This window comes from Acinetobacter sp. YH12126 (assembly GCF_013418745.1).
Classification (GTDB): domain Bacteria; phylum Pseudomonadota; class Gammaproteobacteria; order Pseudomonadales; family Moraxellaceae; genus Acinetobacter; species Acinetobacter amyesii.
This window is the reverse complement of sequence record NZ_VPBM01000011.1, coordinates 108,355-127,019: the sequence shown is the minus strand read 5'-3', so window position 1 is coordinate 127,019 and position 18,665 is coordinate 108,355. Positions and strand designations below refer to the sequence as shown.

Genomic DNA, 18,665 nt, shown 5'->3' with positions numbered 1-18,665 from the left:
AAACTCTTCAGTTTAAAATCAATAGTACATATAGTGTACCAATCTTGGCTCATCAATTACTGACAAAAATTTGCTCAAATAAACTTCGAGTAATTTCTACCATCAATCAATGAAAATAATTTCGATCAATCAATCAGTAAAAATCCACACAAGTTGTTCTTCATAATCTCTTAATGATCTTCTTGTTGGTTCGTCACCAGCAAGCTAGGTCGGCTATATTACTCTTTATTTCTAAAGAGTCAACTGGTAATTCAAATTATTTTTAAACTTATCAAATAAAACCCAACTTAATCAATTCAACCAAGTCATTGTTTTATCAGAAGTTTTAATCTTCATCACCGCCGATGGATGTGCATTCTACAGCATTTCTGATCCAACGCAATACCTTTTTTTAAATAATTATTTTGAGCGCACATTTTTCGCTCAAATTACATTTTTTCATTCATATTTTGATCAAATTTGGTTTAATAGTAATAAATCAAGATTATTTGAACGTTTTTACTTATTATACGGCAAACATTTTGCCGCGCTAAAAGCGTCAGGACTATATATGCGCCAAACTTCTTTTTTATATGCAGGATTATTGTCACTTGTCGTAACAACACCTGTATTTGCAAATGACGAGGCTTCAGCACCTGTTGCTCAAGACTCAGAAGCTGCCAATAAATCAAAAACACAACAACTTGCGCATGCTGCGATGGTCAAGTCATCTGAAGTTGCAAAAAAATTATCTGTAAATGCCAATGCAGCACAATCAGAAGAAGATAAAGACCCTTTCCAACCGATCAACCGGAAAGTTTACGCATTTAATGATTATTTAGATGTCCATATTGCCCGCCCTGTTGCTGTGCAATATGTAGCAAAAACCCCTAAGGATATACGTGAATCGTATCGTTTATTCCGTAAAAATTTGGGCGAACCTTGGAATGCATTTAACCAACTCATCCAAGGTAGACCGACACGTGCCGCAAAAAGTCTGGGGCGTTTTACTGTTAATACACTGACAACTTTAGGCTTTGCTGACCCTGCAAGCCGTCTAGGTCTAGAAACCGAAGATGAAAACTTTGGCGCGACTTTAGGTTATTACGGTATTCCTTCTGGTCCTTATATTGTTTTACCAGTGCTTGGTCCAAGCACATTGCGCCAAACCGTCGGTCTAGCTGTAGATAGTCAAGGACGTCCACAGAAATATATGCTTGATGGTCATGATGTGGCATATTGGTCTGAGCAAACTTTACGTGGAATTGATACTCGCGCTCAATTACTGGATATTGAAGGTGTATTGCAAGGCGATAAATATGCTCAAATTCGCGACATCTATTTACAACGCCTGAATTATTCAATTTCTGAGAAAAAAGGTATCGCTGAAGAAAACCTATTTATTGATGAAGAAGATGACGATATTGATGAATCTGAAGATAATTCAGTAGACGTTTCATCTGATGATTCTACCGATTTCATTGATGATAGCATTTCAGATGATACCGACACGGTATTAACTGAATAAATAAAATTTTTCAATTGGCTGGTGTGGTTTTTCCCTCCAGCCATCATTAGCTTGCTATAGTACACTTATTGTCTATCGAAGGATTCATCTAATTCTTTATGTATTTCATTCAACCTACTCGTGATATTCCATATTTAGATCAGGTACTTGATGCGCTTCCTAGCGTACAAATGATTAACATTGAAGATCTAGACTTGTATGATCCAACAATCATTGCAATTGCTGATGTTGCCGACTTTTTAAATCACCAATGGACACTTCCTACCATTGTGCTCGCTTTTGAGCATGAGGGCGCTGCATTGGCTCAAGCGTGGCAACAAGGCGCTTTAGCAGGATGGGTGTGGGACCATATTCCAACCAACCTTCAGGTGGCACTCACTAAAATTGATGCGCAATACAAACGCAATCAAGACAGCCGTGATCTCCCTTCTGCTGCAGATTTGCAAAAACGTTTACTGCCCAACCCGATTGAACTCCACAACTATAAAATTGAAACATTCTTCCAGCCTTCAGCCTATTTATCCGGTGATTGGTACGATTACTGGAAAATCAGCGATAAAGAAATCATGTTTTATCTCGCAGATGTATCTGGTCATGGGGTGACGAGTAGTTTACTGACCTCTTGGATGGCTGCTTTCCACGGTCGTTCAAAAACCCCGAGAGAACTCATCAAAAAGCTCAATGGCATGTTGGTTCAAGAAAATATTGAAAAGCACATTACCATGATTGCGGGAATACTTAATCTCGATACGCATGTCTTGAAATGGTCTAGTGCAGGCCATTATCCGCCGGCCATTTTATTTGAACCCGGTCTTCCCGCACGAATTTTAAATACCAGTAGCTTTCCACTTGGCTTAACTGAAGACCTAGAAGTTGAAGAGTTTGAATTTACCTTAAATCGTTATTCACGCTTTGTAATTTGCTCGGATGGCGCACTTGAACCTTTTGACGGTGGATTGAATGAACAGCTAGGTCAATTGGTTTATCACTTGCAAAATCAATCATTTCAAGCACCAGACCATGTTGCTGATGATATTGCCATCCTAAGTTTACGTCGAATCAATTAATCACGAAATCAATCACTTAAACCGAATACGACTTTCTGATCATACTCGGCTACTTGAGTAAGCTGTGCCCCTATGGGATAATTTACTATCCTTCTCTGCAAATGGCATTTATATGTCAACAGGTCATGTTGAATATGCAAGCTTGAACGGAACGCATATTTTTAAGCTTATTGGCGAAGTGCGTGCCCAATCTTGTATTAGTCTAGACAAGTTATTAAACAAAATTGAACAGCAACAAAATGTCGTCGGTGCAATCGTTGATTTAACCCAAACGACATTTATCGATAGTACTGTCCTTGGCATTTTGGCGAAACTGGGTTTGAAGCTCAAACAAGTTCACCATATCCAAGCGGTAATGTTGTCTACAAACTCTGATATCACAACGCTTGCCAATAGCATGGGTTTAGGTCAGGTGTTTGTTATTTTGAATTATTGTGGTGATCCAAGTGTATGCACTCGCGCACTTATGGAAGAACACATTACCCATAGCAATATGCTGAATACGGTTTTAGATGCACACAAAACGCTGATGAAACTAAATGATAGCAACCAAAATATGTTTGAGCCTTTGGTCAAACAACTGCAAAAAGAGCAGGACAATCTAGAGCAACCCAAGCAGCAAAATGTCTAATTTAGGTTAATCACAGCAGAGACCCTCTTCGCATGACTTTACTTTCCGTTGCACAAATGAATTCTCAAAATGACATTGAAGATAACTTCAAAGTGATCGAATCATTGATGCAACAAAGTCAGGCTCAAGGTGCGAGTCTCATTGTATTTCCTGAAAATTTTGTCTGCTTTGCCGCAGGTAAACAACGCGAAACCGCGGCGCAATTTGAAAGTATTCAGCAGCGACTAGAACAACTCGCACATCGTTATCAACTTTGGATTGTTGCGGGCACACTCCCATGCCCTTATCGTCCAGATGGTTCAATCATTCAAGATGGCCGTGTCCGTACTGTCAGCCTGTGTATCAGCCCTGAACGTACCGAAGCACGTTATGACAAAATTCATTTATTTGATGTGCAAGTTGGTGACGCTGTCGGTGGCTATCAAGAATCAAAATTTTTTGAACCTGGTACTGAAACCGTAGTTGCAACAACACCTTTTGGCAATATTGGCCTGATGGTGTGCTACGACTTGCGCTTTCCTGAACTGGCTTTGAAACTTCGTAGCCAAGGTGCAAACATTTTAACGGCGCCTGCAGCTTTTACTTATACCACGGGTGAAATGCACTGGCAGTTGTTACTGCAAGCTCGTGCCATGGATAGTCAATGTGCCGTATTAGGTGCCGCACAACAAGGCTGGCATGGTGAAAAGCGTCAAACTTGGGGTCATGCTGGAGCAAGCAACAGCCGTGGTCAAATTTTAGCAATCACCGCGGAAGCAGGCGCTCAACTACTCACAGTTCCTTTTGACTTAGACGAGCAGCAACAGATTCGCGCATCAATGCCACTGATGCAGCACCGTGTTTTGGTTCAATATTGATTTTCACTCTGTATAAAATTACAAAAAAACTGAATATTATTTAAACAAAATCCCCCACGATATGATTTTGAACCATCATCTGAGGGATTAGAAAAATGACTTTAGAAAAAGCAGTTTATACAGCCCATGCAAAAGCCACTGGTGGTCGTGATGGTCGTGCAACGACATCCGATGGTCATTTAGATGTTCAATTGGCTGTGCCGAAAATTATGGGGGGTACAGGTAATGGTACGAATCCTGAACAACTCTTCGCCGCTGGTTATTCAGCCTGTTTTTTAGGTGCAATGAAATTTGTGTCTAACCGAGATAAAATTTCGATTACCCCTACTGCCTACGTCGAGGGTGATGTTGGTATCGGCCCTATTCCAACAGGATTTGGTATCGAAGTGACGCTTAATATTCATCTTGAAGGTATGGATGCAAGCGAGGCACAGAAATTGGTCGATGCTGCACATATTGTGTGCCCCTATTCAAATGCGACCCGAAACAATATTAATGTTACTTTAAATGTTTTGACTTAAATCCATTTGTACCTATCTATACAAAGCACTGTTTTAATTCTTATAAAATAGTGCTTTGAGCTTTTTTACTTCTACACATCTACAGCTGAGCTCAAAATAAAATCTTATCCATTTCCAATACATTTAAATATTCATATTCAGCTACCAAAACCTTGCTAAAATATATAACGATTCTTATTTACATTCATTTGTTGATCTATGATGCTTAAACCTCTCCTTATCAGTACATTGCTAATCAGCGCATCTACACTAAGTTTTGCCGAATTAACGCTGTCTGAAAAAGTCCGTCCTCACATTAAATCCTTGGTCAATCCAGATATTCAACGTCTTGCGCTACCGCCAACACCGAACAACATGTCTTTACCTGCTTATGGCCAAGGCATCATTGGTTGGGGTACAGGCCCAGAAGGTGCAGCAGCGCGCTTAGCCAATATCAGTAAAGCCGACGTTGAAAAGCTTAAAACTCAAGATGTCACTTTAGAGATGGTTCAAACTTGGCAAAAGTTTTATGAAAATGAAACGCAGCGCAATGCAGGTAACCCAACCGTGCCCATTCGTGCTGAATTGATGAAGAAAGTTGTCAGTTTGTGGTAAGTGAAAGACCGTACAGCCCATATTTTTTGGGCTGTTTTTGTTCAAATTAAAATAAAAAATTATGCGACATTCGATAGAAAGAATAATGAATAAAATTTAAAAAATGTTTAATATTCAGACTATAATTAACTATACATCCATAAAAAAATTAAAATCATTTTCAGGACTTTACAATGAAAACATACTTTTCGATGCTTTTTCTAAGCTTGGCCTTAGCCGCATGTAGCCAAACACCTACGCCTGATTTTTCAGGGGAATGGAAACAAACACCTGACACGGAGAGCCTTCGCAAACTTTCAATTAGCAAACAAGGCGATGACTATCAAATTAAAGACGAATTTTGGCTCGATAAAAATAATACTGAGCGCACTTCTAGTACTACATCAGGTATTGCTGAAGTGAGCCATGATGTTTTGAAATATAAAGAGAGCAATAGTATTGAAATGAAACTCAGTGATGCAACTCACCTCACTCTGACAGATAAAGCATACGATGCTGTTATTCATTTTGAAAAGATTAATAAAGCAAAGCCCCGAGTCCTTACACAGGCTTCGGGGCTTTATTTATATTTTACACTGACTATTCAGCTGCTTCATTCGTCACTCTGAGCACTTCTTCAATGGTGGTTTTACCTGCCAAAACTTTACGCAATCCATCATCACGAATTGAACCCGCATTTGCACGTACATGATTTTCTAACTCAAACTCAGCAGCATTACCATGGATGAGGCGACGTGTTTGCTCATCAATCGGGACGATTTCATAAATTGCGGTACGCCCTGTAAATCCAGTATGCGAGCATTGTTCGCAGCCTTTAGGTTGTGGCAATTTTAATTCGGTCGAGGCATCGAGATGCTTAAATAAGTCTTTTTCAAAATCATCGGCATCATGCCAAGTCGCACAATGACGGCACAAGGTTCGAACCAAACGCTGTGCCACCACACCGATCAATGAGCTTGAAAGTAGAAATGGTTCAATCCCCATGTCTTTAAGACGGGTCACTGCACCGATTGCTGTATTGGTATGCAGCGTTGAAAGTACCAAATGGCCTGTTAATGACGCTTGTACTGCAATTTCAGCAGTTTCTAAATCACGAATCTCCCCGACCATCACCACATCTGGGTCTTGGCGAAGCATGGCTTTTAATGCACGAGCAAAGGTCATATCCACTTTGGTATTGACCTGCGTCTGCCCGATCCCTTCAAGTTGATACTCAATTGGATCTTCCGCAGTCAAAATATTTTTTGAACCATCATTTAGATCAGACAATGCCGCATACAGGGTTGTGGTTTTACCTGAACCGGTCGGCCCTGTAACCAAAATAATGCCATGCGGACGATGTACCAGTTGTTTCAATCGATCATAGTCATGCTGCATCAAGCCCAAATGGGTCATGTTTAAACGCCCAGCTTGTTTATCGAGTAAACGCATCACTACACGCTCACCATACGAAGAAGGTAAGGTTGATACACGAACATCGACTTCACGGCCCGCCAAACGCAGAGAAATACGACCATCTTGTGGAATTCGCTTTTCCGCAATATCGAGTTTGGCCATGACTTTGATACGTGACACCAACAGTGGCGCAAGTTCACGACGTGGCTGCACAATTTCACGTAACTGACCATCGACACGTAAGCGGACAGACAGCTTTTTTTCAAAGGATTCGATATGAATATCCGAAGCACCGACACGGATCGCTTCCGACAATAAGGCATTGATTAAGCGTACAATCGGTGCATCATCTTCCTGATCCATCAGATCTTCAGCTTCTGGCACAGAGTCCGCAAGGCTGAGTAAATCAGGATGATCTTCCAGACCCGCTGCAACTTGTTGAGACTCACCGGTGTCTCCGGCAAAGCTTGCACTGAGTAATTGATTAAACTCTTGCTCACCACATAATTGATATTGTGCAGGATGCCCTAAAAAGCGACGTGCTTCTTGTAAAGCCAACAGTGGCGTGCTGTCACGACGCACAATAAAAGCTTGATCACCCTCATATCGAAGCAATACGCCATGACGTTTGGCAAAACTATATGGTATTTGTAATTGTTTAAGTACTTGCATCACGCATTATAATGATGAAAAAAGTTGTTTTGAGTGTACTCTAAGCATCTGACAGCGTGAAGTCTGTTTTTAGGATTTATCAGGACAAGGGATATACGCATTGCCATTAGAAAATGATTTGACTGAAAAGGAATCCCCAAAACGTAAATGGTGGGGGGAATATCAATTTGAACTGAATCACCCGCGCAGTTGGCAGTTTGGGTCTTTATTGTTCCGTGTGACGCGCGGCATGCAAGAGTGGCGTATGGAATACCATCGCCCAACCTTTCAGTTTGACTATGAGCAACAATGGCATCCGATACAAGACCCTGAATTTGGTTTTCCACAACCCATTAAAATGGAACGTTATATGTTCCGCCAGACACATGACAAAATTCAAATCATGCCACGTTTGGCAGATCGGTCTGTGGTGATTAAACCGGTCGATCCGATTTATATTCCAGCCGGACAGCGCGGAACGTTATATATCAGCACACCGCTTTGGATTGCTGGTTTTGTCGAAGGTCTTAGAGAACCCTTGTTTGATATACCTGTTATTCTACCAAAAGATACCTGGTTTGGTCCGAATCATCGAATGGGTGAAATTTGCTATGCCACAGCAGTTGATGGTCGTACAGAACTTAAACAACTCAAACCTCGTGCTTTTCGTGCAGTAACCCCTATTGAGTTTCATAACGTGAGTAATCAACAGATTCGTTTTGACCGTATGAATGTCCCTGTACCGGCTTTGCCATTATTTTATAGTGAAAGTACAGGACGTTTATGGACTTCACAAATTCGAGTCGTGCATGAAGGTCATGACAAACCGCCGCGGGTCAAAATTGAAAACCGTACACCGCCACAAGCCGGTGACGTAATTTATCTGCATCCGCCACGCGAGTCAGCCAATGTACTATTCAATATGTTTGATTCATTTTTCTAACGGTGAGCCATGGCAGATTTAAATATTTCGACAGAAATTACCAGCAGCCTAAAAGGAATGGTCGCCAATCTCAATACCGATCGGCTGACAGAATTATTGGTGGCTGTTTTACTGGCAGTCATCGGCTTTCTGATTGCACGTTTTATCTCAAACACCTTTATCCGCACTGTAGGTATGCGTTTCAATGCCCATCAGCAGTTGGTTTGGCGTCGCGGGATTTTCTATTTCATCTTTTTAATCTTTGTGATGGCCAGTTTAAAAGAAGCCGGCTTTAAACTCAGCGTCTTCTTGGGTGCAGCAGGTATTTTAACGGTCGCACTGGGTTTTGCCTCGCAAACGTCCGCATCCAACCTGATCAGCGGGATGTTCTTGATCGGTGAAGGGTCTTTTGAGGTTGGTGATACCATTCAATTGACACTGATTCGCGGGCATACCATTGAAGGTGAAGTGATCTCGATTGATTTACTGTCGGTCAAATTACTCACGCAAGACAATGTCTATGTCCGTTTGCCGAATGAACAACTGATTCGGGCACCTGTGCATAACTTGTCTAAGTTTCCAATACGGCGAATTCCAATTACCCTTGCAATTAACTTTCATGAAGACATCATCAAAGTTCGCGAAGTTCTATTAGATGCCGTCAGTAAATATCCATTGGTCTTGGCCGATCCTAAACCTGCCGTGACCGTCACTGCCTTTCGTGAATCTTCCATTGAGCTGCTTTTTGCTATTTGGTGTCAAAGAGAGAATTTCCTGAAAGTCCGTGATGAAATGCAGGAACGGATTCGAAATGCCTTTGTCGAAAATAAAATTGAAATCCCTGTCCCGAAAATGGGTTTTGTTGACCACCCGCTTTCTACACAAGCAAGCGATGCTGACGTCGATCAATATGCCAATACACAAGAAATCCAACGAGAGCCTCAACTCAAATAATGGTTTATAGACTTGATATGAAAAGCCCTGCATATCTTCAAATGTGCAGGGCTTTTTTATCATCCACTTTTTATAACCATCGAATCGACCTATACGGCTTCGTGATTTCGTACCTTTAAGAACTTCATCATGGCTCAATCTTGTCATTCGGCATGGGGGCAATATAGGCAATCAAAAGCATGGCAAAACCTGCCGCCATAAATGAAATCACTCGCATGAGTGTGCCGACATGAGATAAATCCAGCAAGACCAATTTCAAAGTGACCAAGACCAAAATACTGCCGCCGAGCAGCCAAACTGAACGTAATTGACGCTGAGTGGCAAAGCGCATACTCACTAAAGCCAATAACACCCACAGCACGGTAAAACTTAGTTGAACGGTCGCATCGCTCCAAATATCTAAACTGTTATAAGGCGTATCCAGATATATATGTAAGGCGCGGAGCACAACATAGCTACTTAACCAAAGTAGCCCAAGAACACACAACACGGCAGCCAAGCTACGATCTAAACCGGCTTTTAACTGTTGATTCAACATCCATAAAAAAGCCGCTAACAACAGCAAACTCACTGCATCAAAAGGATTCAGTATCGGCAAGATATATCCCACAAAGGCCTGCTGACTAAATAATTGCGAACTGATGATCCAACTTAAAGCCAAAAACAAGCTGCTACGCGCTTGCCAAAACATTTTCCAGGCCGGTTGTTGCGCTTGCCAATAACACCATGCACAAAATATCAGCGGTAAAATTACCACACTGATATACGGCATACTGGGTATCAGTGTCAGACTGGTCCACGCCAAGCTGCTCAAAATTCCGAGACTGACCCATTCTTTTTCTTCACGCACACCGAGTAATGGTCGTAGCCAAAGCAGCGTCAAGCACAGCCCAGCGAATGCAAAATACATCTGCTCCATCGTTGAATGCCAAAGTAACTGACCGTTCTCACTCACTGAAATAACTTGGTACAGCCCCATCACATAAACAGGCACAAGACCCGTCCACTTAATGATGGACCAACACCACGAAGCTTTTCGTTTTAACAAGCCTTCATTCACCAACAGATAGGCCACACTGACAATCAATAGACTCAAGGCCAATTGATGACTACTCTGCAGCCAATCTAAGAGCAACATGATGAACATAGTAGTTGCCGAGAGCATTTGCACACATTGAAAGGCAATACTCGAACTTGAAAGCTGTTTATGAAATGCAGGAACAGCATGCGTCATGATAATGGCCGCCAAATAGCTCAAACACACGCCCCAATACATCTGTGCAGGGAAATGTGGCAGTTGAACCAAATAATACAGACTTGAACAACCCGCCATCACCAAGAGCGCCATGCCTAAATAACGGCTGATATTGGACTGCTTGTATAGGGCATATATAAATATCAACGCACCTTCAACTGCCCAACCAACTACACTCCACTGCTCTTTCAATACTATCGGTGGAATCAATGCCAAGAAAATTAAGGTCAAACTCAAATAACTTTGTGCAATCAGTGGGATCACAGCACTGCGTTTACTGATGCTATACAGTGCGGCAAAAAGCGCTGCGAATAACAGGCTATACCCCGCCTGCCATACCGTTTCCTCAAAATACATCAAATACAATGCCAGATAAGCAAGCACTGGTGCGGCAAAAATCAGTGCAATATCCAAGGCAGGTTTAAGCTGAAAATGCGCAAGATCTTGTTTCGCCAATAACTGACTAAAACGAAAACCGAGCCAAATAAAAATCGCAGCGTGAGCTAAAACCAACACGCTCATCATCTGACGTTCGGTGGTGTATCCGTGGTAAAAAGCATATCCTCCACCCATAATCACCGTCATCAAAAAAGCGATTTGATTCAGATATTTCCACGGTTTTAATGTACTCATGACCGCAACAGCAATATTAATCACAAGATAATAGGCAATAAATTCCGTTGCAGTTGCATCACGAACAGGCAAGGTAAATGGCGCAAGATAGGCGATCAGCATTGCCATAATTGCCAGTTCTACCGACTGTTGTTTCAAACTGAGCCAAATCGTCAATGCCATAAGTGCAGCATATAGTAGACAAGCTATGCCAAAGCCCGGAATGACGGCATTGTAATAGGCAAAAAATAAAGTCAAAAACAGCGCTGCAAGACCTAGACCTTCTAGAGCCAAGGCAAAACTGCGATTTTTGGTTTGTAGCCAAAAACCCAGTCCGACAACACCAGCACTGATCAAACTCACGATCAGCAGTTTCATGGCCAAGCTTAGTTGCCAATGCTCTGTGGCAAATCTGAGTAATAGCACCACGCCAATCACCAAGACCAGTACCGCCACTTTTAACACGGGATTACCTTGGAAAAGCCATTGCTGAATTTGACTAGATAGATTTGGCGCAGACTTGGATGGTGTATTAGAAGGCGTTGAATTGAATGATGCCTGATGTCTAGCTGTACCAACTGCCGTCGCGGGATGTACAGATGGTGTATCGTTAGAATCAAAATTTTCAGGACGGTCTATTGTCGACGCTGATATTGAAGTAGCTGCATGTTTCGATTGCGACTGAAGCGCACGTCCTTGCAATAGATGCAGCTGACGTTCTAATCGTTTCAGCCAACGCAGAAAAAAATAGACCCACAGGCCAATCCCGATCGCAACCAAGTATCCCAATTCTGTTAACAGTCCAACGACCGTTAATAACGATGCAATATATAACGGAACCTTTGATGTCACTTGAAATGGTTGTTTTGATGAACTCAGTGCATCAGCGCCGTGCTGTAAATCATCGACATAATTCATCACACTGAGCATAAAACCGATGCCACTGATATAACTCAGGATTCGGACATCTAAGTACCATGCCCCGATCCCTACCAAGATCAGCGTCATCAACCAAATCATCTTGATTTCATTATTCTGTTTCAGCATACCTGCTTCGTCATTTTCCTGAATGTTTTGATGATACATGAGCCTGACGGATGGATTAAAACTATTCATCAGTGATTCGGTAAGTTACATATACAATCTAGACTCAGCGTACGGGCAAAAAATCACGTACAATAAAACCGTTTTTAGGATTAGGAAATTATCAATGCCACCATTTGTCTTGGTCGATGGCTCATACTTTTTATTTCGTGCCTACCATGCACTGCCACCATTAACCACTTCAACCGGTTTGCATACCAATGCAATCCGAGGTGCCATTTCTGCCATCCAAAAATTAATGCGTCGTATCCAACCGACGCACATGGCCGTTATTTTCGATACACCTGAACCAACCTTCCGTCATGAATTGTCCCCGATTTATAAAGGTGACCGTCCAAGCATGCCTGAAGAATTATCACAACAAATTCCATATCTTCATGCATTAATTCGTGCTCTAGGGATTCCGCTGCATATGTTGCCGGGTGCTGAAGCCGATGACATTATCGGAACTTTAGCCAAACGCGCTGAAGCAGCCGGTCATCAAGTTTTGATCTCCACTGGTGACAAGGACATGGCGCAGCTCGTTACTGAGCGTGTCACTTTAGAAGACAGCTTCAAAGACAAACCGATGGACGTTCAAGGCGTTTTTGAAAAATTTGGGGTGTGGCCGAATCAAATCATTGACTACCTTACGCTGATGGGCGACGCCTCTGATGGTATCCGTGGTGTACCCGGTGTTGGCGCAAAAACGGCAGCGAAACTTTTAACCGAGTACGGCTCGATTGGCGGCATTTTAGAAAATGTCGACAGTATTAAAGGTAAAGTCGGTCAAAACATTAAAGACAATGTCGAAGGGATTGCTCTTGACCACCAACTGGCGAGTATTGTTTGTGACCTCGACATGGGTCTTAAATACGAAGATTTGAAACTTGCCGATCCAAATATTCCAGCACTGCGTGATTTATATACGGAACTAGAATTCCGTAACCAACTGCAGTCTTTAGATCATCCGAACAACCCCAATGGCGCAACTTACAAACAAGCAGCCAAAGCCATCAACACCACGGCGACTGTTGCCAATGCACCTGAAGTTGAAGATCAAGCGGACAAAACCAGTGTTGATGATTTACTCGGTGAAGCACGTTATCACACGGTATTGACTCAAGAAGATTGGGATGTGTTATTTAAACGTCTGAGCACTGAAAAGCGTTTTGCCTTTGATACTGAAACCACAAGCCTCGATTACCGCGTGGCACAGATTGTGGGTTTCTCAGTAGCTTTAGATGCACATGATGCCTATTACGTGCCGCTTGCGCATGATTATGAAGGTGCGCCGCAACAACTTGATCGCGACACGATCCTGAATCAACTCAAACCTTTACTTGAAGATAATGACGTACAAAAAATTGGTCATCATCTCAAATATGATGCACATGTCTTAGAAAATCATGGCATTCATTTGGCAGGTTGGTATTTCGATACCATGTTGGCCTCTTATGTCCTTAACTCTGTGGCTACACGTCATGGGATGGATGACGTCGCACGTTTGTATTTAAGTCATCTCACAACGACGTTCGAACAAGTGGCGGGCAAAGGTGCAAAACAAAAGACCTTTAACCAAATTGAGCTTGAAACTGCAGCCCATTATGCCGCAGAAGATGCCCATGTGACCTATCGTCTGTATGAAGTACTCGATAAGAAGTTACAAGCCCATCCGGAACTGATCAATATTTTGCACAATATTGAAATGCCAGTTGCCCGTGTTCTGACCTCTATGGAAGAAAACGGCATTGAGCTAGATATGGACTTCCTCGACCAACTCGGTGTGGAATTTGCCAATACCATTCAAAATTTAGAAACCGAAATTACCGATCTTGCGGGTCAAAGCTTCAATGTCAGCTCACCAAAACAAGTGGGTGAGATTCTGTTTGATAAATTAGGTTTAAAAGGCGGTAAGAAAACCTCTACAGGTCAGTACAGTACCAGTGAAAGTGTGTTAGAAAAAATCGACCACCCGATTACCGACTTAATTTTGGAATATCGTGGTCTCTCTAAACTGAAAAGCACCTATACCGATGGTCTGTTAAAGCAAGTGAATAATGACACACATCGTGTGCATACCAGTTATCACCAAGCGTTAACAGCTACAGGTCGTTTATCATCCACAGATCCCAACTTACAAAACATTCCTGTCCGTGAAGATATTGGACGTCAAATCCGTAAAGCCTTTATTGCACCTGAAGGTCGCATTTTACTGGCAGCCGATTACTCGCAAATCGAATTACGTTTAATGGCGCATTTCTCGCAAGATCATGCATTGGTCGATGCCTTCAATCATGGACAAGACGTACATAAACGGACTGCGGCAGAAGTTTTGGGTATTCCACTCGACGAAGTGACCAGCAACCAACGTCGTCAAGCCAAAGCGGTGAACTTCGGTCTGCTCTATGGCATGTCAGAATTCGGTTTGACTCGTCAGTTGGGTTTCACTCGTGAAGAGTCGCGTAACTATATTGGTAAATACTTCCAACGCTACCCTGGTGTTTTGGAATATATGGAACGTACTCGCCAAGTTGCACGTGAACAAGGTTTTGTGGAAACCATTTTAGGTCGTCGTCTGTATACACCAGACATTATGGCGAGCAACAAAATGGTGAAACAAGGCGCTGAACGTGCAGCGATCAATGCACCACTACAAGGTTCTGCGGCAGATATTATTAAATTGGCTATGATTGCAGTCGATAAAATCTTACCAAAAGATCAAGCCAAAATGTTACTGCAAGTACACGATGAATTGGTATTTGAAGTTGATGCTGCAATTGCCGATGAACTCTCTGCCCAACTGACTGAAGTGATGCAATCTGTGTTGAAAATTTCCGTTCCACTGATTGTGGAAGTCGGTCAAGGTAATAACTGGGACGAAGCACACTAATTCATTCACGTTCATTCACACCTTTCTCCTTCTAGGAGGAAGGTTGGGATAGAGGTGAGATGTTTCTTAGTTAGTAAAAATATCTTGTTTTACACCTCATATTAAATCCACAAAAAAGGACGCCTCGGCGTCCTTTTTAATTTAACTCATCTTAGCTCAGATTAAAGACCAGTCAATAATGCAATTGCGACTTGCTTCATAATGGTTTCCGCAACCAACAATGCCAAAATCGCAAAAATTGGTGACAAGTCAATCATCCCCATATTTGGAAGAATACGGCGGAATGGCGCAAGTAGCGGTTCTGCCAATTCTTGAACCACTTCAATATAAGGCGAACGTGACTGACTAAACATCACGACCCAACTCAAAATAATCGATGCAAAAATTAAGTAACGACAGAAACGGATTAAATCCTGAATCATGGTCACAAAGGTCATAATAATCAGATGGAATGGACTATTCACCGCCACGCCAGACAAATACATCAAACCAAACATTTTTAACAAATACAGAATCACCACCAACACCAATGCTGCGGTATTCACTCGACCTTTGGCCAAAGTAGGGAAAATTCGGCTAAAGATATCGACAATTTTTGTTGCTTTTGCTGTTGCCAAAACCACAGGGTTATATGGACTCACGGCAGCAAGCTGCATTAAAAAACGGAAAAATACGAGCAAAATTGCAACGTTAATAATGATTCCAAAAATTTGAGCAGAGCCCATACTTGAACTTTCCTAAATCAAATCGAATTATTTGGTGCTTTCGCTTAACTCTTGTGCCAACTCTTGGCTACGCTTTTGCGCTGCGGCTAAAGCGGCCTGAATATTTTGTGAAATTTGAGCATGATCAAATACTTCAATCGCAGCTTGTGTTGTACCGTTTGGAGAGGTTACATTTTTACGCAACTCCGCAGGACTGTTGGCACTGGTAATCGCCATTTGTGCAGCGCCCAATGCAGTTTGCAAGGTTAGCGCTGTAGCTACCTTTTCATCCAAGCCCATGTTTTTACCTGCACGGATCATACTTTCCATCATATAGAAAAAGTATGCAGGACCTGAGCCAGAAACAGCTGTTACCGCATCAATTTGCGCTTCTGAGTTTACCCAAAGTGTTAAACCCGTTGAAGCCAAAACTTGACTTGCAAGATCACGATCTTCAGCTGTAACCGCTTCACCTGCATATAAGCCATGCGCACCGGTTTGAACTAAAGCCGGTGTATTTGGCATGACACGAACAATACGCTCTGTGCCTAATAGTTTTGAAATCGTTGCAATTTCTGCACCTGCAACAATTGAAATCACCAACTTCCCTTCTAGCAAACCTTGTAATGGTGCCAAAACTTTTGCCAACACCTGAGGTTTAACCGCAAAAAGAACAATGTCAGCATCTCGAATTGCCGCAACATTATCATCGGTCACATGCAAATCTTTTTCAGCCAAAAGCTCACGTACTTTTTCTACGGGATCTGAAACTGTAATACGTGTAGTCGGGACACCACGTGCAATTAGGCCACCAATTAAAGCCTGTGCCATGTTGCCGCCACCAATGAAACTGATATTACAATTTAGAATTGCGCTCATGATTGAAGATCCGATATTGCAGATTTAGCGTTAAGAGATAATGTCGGTTGCCAGCCAGCTTGAGTACAAAATTCAGACTGCGCCAACCAAAAGCCCTGAGGCGTAAAGACGCCTAGCATAACATTATCTCGGCTTAATATTTGAATAGTATGACGCTGCCATGGAAAAATTTGCGCCTGCTGAATGGCTTTTTTCAAAGGCCAACTTCCGACACGACCATATAAATGAATTTTTTCTCCGCCAAGGCGTGGGCGAATCTGCAGTTGCTGCCCCAATAATTCTGGTGATAAGCCAACCTCTGAGGGTTGAATCACAAAATGTCCTGCAGGCAACTTGAGGCACTGACCTGCAACACAAGTTACAACCTCAACCTCTTGAATGGGTTCAGTTGGCAGATATTCCGCTTTGGCAATCCGATGAAGTTGCTGTTGAAAGCGCAGATAATAAAATCCATTCCAGTGTAATGCCGCTTGCGAGTCTTCGCGTGAGCCAATCACTTCTGAAAATAAACGCTGTACCATTTCAAAACTTGGACGATATTGCCCCTCACCTTTCATCCAGTGCGATAACAACTGACGCTGACGTGCCTGACTGAGCTGTTGTAAAGCAGCCAAAGATAACATTTGTGATGAACCACAGGCCGCTAAATCTTGCTGCAACACCTCATATAAAATTTCATCAGCATCTTGCATCAAGTAACTGGTTCGGCTCAGAGCTTGCTGCATTTTAGGAAATCGCTCGCTGAGTAACGGCCACAAAATCTCACGACTCCACGCGCGGTCATAGTCAGTATCAAAATTGGTGAGATCTTGAATATTTTGCACATGCAGCTGTGCTGCCCATTGGCAAATTTGCTCACGTGAAAGATCCAATAGCGGACGCCATAATGTAAAATCTTCACGTACATCGAATTTTTTCATGGCAGCAAGGCCATGGACACCGGCACCTGAAAGTAGGCGCAATATCAGTGTCTCGGCTTGATCTTGCTGATGATGCGCGAGTACTAATATTTCATCTGCTTGTAAATGTTGGGCAAAGGCTTGATAGCGGGCCGAGCGTGCTTGATTTTCAAGGTTACCTTGCGCAACCTGGACTTTCTGTATAATGAATGGGAGATTTAACGCTGCACACTGAGCGTGTACAAACTCGCCCCAAGCATGACTACACGCTTGTAGTTGGTGATCAATATAAATCACCCGTATTTTTTCAGGGCACAAAAACGACATAAGATGCAGCAGCAACATGGAATCCATGCCACCACTACATCCTATTAAAAATCGGCTTTGTTCAGGCAGCGCCTGAATTTGACTTAAGCAGTCAGCCCTAAATTGTCGCTGCCAAACTTCATTAAACGCTGATAACGCGCTTCGCATCGTTCGTTTGCATCCATTGGTTGCAGTTCTTCTAGAGCTTGCTTCAAGACCACTTTCAAATCCTGCATGACTTTTTCAGGGTTTAAATGTGCGCCTTCCGCTTCGTCCACCACGTATTCTACAATGCCCATCTTCTGCAATTTATCTGCCGTCAATGCCAATGCTTCACTTGCTTGTTCTGCTTTTTCTGCAGTTTTCCACAAAATAGATGCACAGCCTTCAGGTGAAATCACTGAATAAATACTGTGAGATAACATAATCACACGGTCAGCTACGCCGATACCGAGCGCACCACCCGAACCACCTTCACCTAATACCGTTGCCACTACAGGCACTTTGAGTGAAGAAAGCTGAGCTAAGCTGGTTGCAATCGCTTCAGCCTGACCACGTTCTTCTGCACCGACACCTGGGTACGCCCCCATGGTATCAATAAAGGTAAAGACAGGCAGATTAAAACGCTCGGCCATATCCAATAAACGCTGTGCTTTACGGTAACCTTCGGGGTTACTCATACCAAAATTATGTTGTAATTTTTCACGTGTACTACGACCACGGTGCTGACCTACAATCATCACAGGCTGACCATCTAAACGAGCCAAACCACCAATCATCGCTCCGTCATCACCAAATAGGCGGTCACCGTGCAAAGCATCGAACTCTGTAAAAATTTCGCCAACATAATCCAAAAACTGCGGACGTTCAGGATGACGTGCGATCTGAACCGTAGTCCAGGCTTTAGATTGAGCTGCTTTATTTTTCATAGGTCG

General features: G+C 42.6%; 16 protein-coding genes. 10 read left to right on the top strand and 6 right to left on the bottom strand.

The window, feature by feature from the left end; all coding sequences use genetic code 11:
- Positions 1-550 precede the first annotated feature (550 nt).
- The 7 genes from FTU62_RS10050 (at position 551) to FTU62_RS10020 (ending at position 5,785) form a co-directional block, all read left to right on the top strand.
- Complete coding sequence (locus FTU62_RS10050) at positions 551-1,507, top strand: VacJ family lipoprotein (protein ID WP_180102575.1); 957 nt, start codon at positions 551-553, stop codon at positions 1,505-1,507.
- A 98-nt stretch (positions 1,508-1,605) separates the two neighbouring features.
- Complete coding sequence (gene gigA / locus FTU62_RS10045; RefSeq protein WP_078192616.1) at positions 1,606-2,574, top strand: RsbU family protein phosphatase GigA; 969 nt, start codon at positions 1,606-1,608, stop codon at positions 2,572-2,574.
- Positions 2,575-2,686: 112 nt separating this feature from the next.
- On the top strand, positions 2,687-3,205 hold the full coding sequence (gene gigB / locus FTU62_RS10040; RefSeq protein WP_078189558.1) for an anti-anti-sigma factor GigB: 519 nt from the start codon (positions 2,687-2,689) through the stop codon (positions 3,203-3,205).
- A 32-nt stretch (positions 3,206-3,237) separates the two neighbouring features.
- Positions 3,238-4,062, top strand: a complete 825-nt coding sequence (locus tag FTU62_RS10035; RefSeq protein ID WP_180102574.1) for a carbon-nitrogen hydrolase family protein — start codon at positions 3,238-3,240, stop codon at positions 4,060-4,062.
- A gap of 95 nt (positions 4,063-4,157) precedes the next feature.
- Positions 4,158-4,583, top strand: coding sequence for an organic hydroperoxide resistance protein (locus tag FTU62_RS10030; RefSeq protein ID WP_078192618.1), 426 nt, complete (start codon positions 4,158-4,160; stop codon positions 4,581-4,583).
- A 201-nt stretch (positions 4,584-4,784) separates the two neighbouring features.
- Positions 4,785-5,177: a DUF4951 domain-containing protein gene (locus tag FTU62_RS10025; protein WP_180102573.1), complete on the top strand. Its 393-nt coding sequence runs from the start codon at positions 4,785-4,787 to the stop codon at positions 5,175-5,177.
- Positions 5,178-5,350: 173 nt separating this feature from the next.
- Positions 5,351-5,785 carry a hypothetical protein gene (locus FTU62_RS10020; RefSeq protein WP_180102572.1) on the top strand — a complete coding sequence of 145 codons (435 nt, stop codon included), beginning with the start codon at positions 5,351-5,353 and terminating at the stop codon, positions 5,783-5,785.
- Here the strand turns inward: FTU62_RS10020 and gspE are convergent.
- The gene (gene gspE, locus FTU62_RS10015; RefSeq protein WP_180102571.1) at positions 5,757-7,244 is read right to left on the bottom strand and encodes a type II secretion system ATPase GspE; all 1,488 of its coding nucleotides are present in this window, start codon (positions 7,242-7,244) and stop codon (positions 5,757-5,759) included. The genes FTU62_RS10020 and gspE overlap by 29 nt on opposite strands.
- A gap of 100 nt (positions 7,245-7,344) precedes the next feature.
- Here gspE and FTU62_RS10010 point away from each other — a divergent pair, with 100 nt between their 5' ends.
- Together FTU62_RS10010 and FTU62_RS10005 are read left to right on the top strand one after the other, a co-directional pair.
- Positions 7,345-8,166: a hypothetical protein gene (locus FTU62_RS10010; protein WP_078192622.1), complete on the top strand. Its 822-nt coding sequence runs from the start codon at positions 7,345-7,347 to the stop codon at positions 8,164-8,166.
- 9 nt (positions 8,167-8,175) lie between these two features.
- Positions 8,176-9,099 (top strand): mechanosensitive ion channel family protein, encoded by a 924-nt coding sequence (locus tag FTU62_RS10005; RefSeq protein WP_180005042.1) that lies wholly within the window; start codon positions 8,176-8,178, stop codon positions 9,097-9,099.
- Positions 9,100-9,226: 127 nt separating this feature from the next.
- On the opposite strand, the gene FTU62_RS10000 is transcribed toward FTU62_RS10005, so the two are convergent.
- Positions 9,227-12,013, bottom strand: a complete 2,787-nt coding sequence (locus FTU62_RS10000) for a DUF2339 domain-containing protein (protein ID WP_180102579.1) — start codon at positions 12,011-12,013, stop codon at positions 9,227-9,229.
- Between the two features lie 163 nt (positions 12,014-12,176).
- Here FTU62_RS10000 and polA point away from each other — a divergent pair, with 163 nt between their 5' ends.
- The gene (gene polA, locus FTU62_RS09995) at positions 12,177-14,942 is read left to right on the top strand and encodes a DNA polymerase I (RefSeq protein ID WP_180102570.1); all 2,766 of its coding nucleotides are present in this window, start codon (positions 12,177-12,179) and stop codon (positions 14,940-14,942) included.
- A gap of 161 nt (positions 14,943-15,103) precedes the next feature.
- On the opposite strand, the gene FTU62_RS09990 is transcribed toward polA, so the two are convergent.
- The 4 genes from FTU62_RS09990 to FTU62_RS09975 are packed head-to-tail and all read right to left on the bottom strand — an operon-like array spanning position 15,104 to position 18,659.
- Positions 15,104-15,667 carry a YggT family protein gene (locus FTU62_RS09990; protein WP_078189567.1) on the bottom strand — a complete coding sequence of 188 codons (564 nt, stop codon included), beginning with the start codon at positions 15,665-15,667 and terminating at the stop codon, positions 15,104-15,106.
- Between the two features lie 27 nt (positions 15,668-15,694).
- A complete protein-coding gene (gene proC / locus FTU62_RS09985; RefSeq protein WP_180102569.1) occupies positions 15,695-16,525 on the bottom strand; it encodes a pyrroline-5-carboxylate reductase in 831 nt (276 codons plus the stop codon).
- On the bottom strand, positions 16,522-17,898 hold the full coding sequence (tilS, locus tag FTU62_RS09980; RefSeq protein WP_180102568.1) for a tRNA lysidine(34) synthetase TilS: 1,377 nt from the start codon (positions 17,896-17,898) through the stop codon (positions 16,522-16,524). Before tilS ends, proC begins: the two co-directional genes overlap by 4 nt.
- Positions 17,835-18,659, bottom strand: a complete 825-nt coding sequence (locus tag FTU62_RS09975; protein ID WP_078189570.1) for an acetyl-CoA carboxylase carboxyltransferase subunit alpha — start codon at positions 18,657-18,659, stop codon at positions 17,835-17,837. The genes tilS and FTU62_RS09975 overlap by 64 nt, the downstream gene beginning before the upstream one ends.
- Positions 18,660-18,665 lie beyond the last annotated feature (6 nt).

Bases quoted from the DNA above. Each gene is read 5' to 3' on its own strand.
- FTU62_RS10025 (WP_180102573.1), top strand. From the start codon at position 4,785: ATGCTTAAACCTCTCCTTATCAGTACATTGCTAATCAGCGCATCTACA.
- FTU62_RS10035 (WP_180102574.1), top strand. From the start codon at position 3,238: ATGACTTTACTTTCCGTTGCACAAATGAATTCTCAAAATGACATTGAA.
- FTU62_RS10000 (WP_180102579.1), bottom strand. From the start codon at position 12,013: ATGCTGAAACAGAATAATGAAATCAAGATGATTTGGTTGATGACGCTG.
- FTU62_RS10050 (WP_180102575.1), top strand. From the start codon at position 551: ATGCGCCAAACTTCTTTTTTATATGCAGGATTATTGTCACTTGTCGTA.
- proC (WP_180102569.1), bottom strand. From the start codon at position 16,525: ATGAGCGCAATTCTAAATTGTAATATCAGTTTCATTGGTGGCGGCAAC.
- polA (WP_180102570.1), top strand. From the start codon at position 12,177: ATGCCACCATTTGTCTTGGTCGATGGCTCATACTTTTTATTTCGTGCC.
- tilS (WP_180102568.1), bottom strand. From the start codon at position 17,898: ATGCGAAGCGCGTTATCAGCGTTTAATGAAGTTTGGCAGCGACAATTT.
- FTU62_RS10030 (WP_078192618.1), top strand. From the start codon at position 4,158: ATGACTTTAGAAAAAGCAGTTTATACAGCCCATGCAAAAGCCACTGGT.
- FTU62_RS10020 (WP_180102572.1), top strand. From the start codon at position 5,351: ATGAAAACATACTTTTCGATGCTTTTTCTAAGCTTGGCCTTAGCCGCA.
- gspE (WP_180102571.1), bottom strand. From the start codon at position 7,244: ATGCAAGTACTTAAACAATTACAAATACCATATAGTTTTGCCAAACGT.
- gigB (WP_078189558.1), top strand. From the start codon at position 2,687: ATGTCAACAGGTCATGTTGAATATGCAAGCTTGAACGGAACGCATATT.
- FTU62_RS10005 (WP_180005042.1), top strand. From the start codon at position 8,176: ATGGCAGATTTAAATATTTCGACAGAAATTACCAGCAGCCTAAAAGGA.
- gigA (WP_078192616.1), top strand. From the start codon at position 1,606: ATGTATTTCATTCAACCTACTCGTGATATTCCATATTTAGATCAGGTA.
- FTU62_RS09975 (WP_078189570.1), bottom strand. From the start codon at position 18,659: ATGAAAAATAAAGCAGCTCAATCTAAAGCCTGGACTACGGTTCAGATC.
- FTU62_RS09990 (WP_078189567.1), bottom strand. From the start codon at position 15,667: ATGGGCTCTGCTCAAATTTTTGGAATCATTATTAACGTTGCAATTTTG.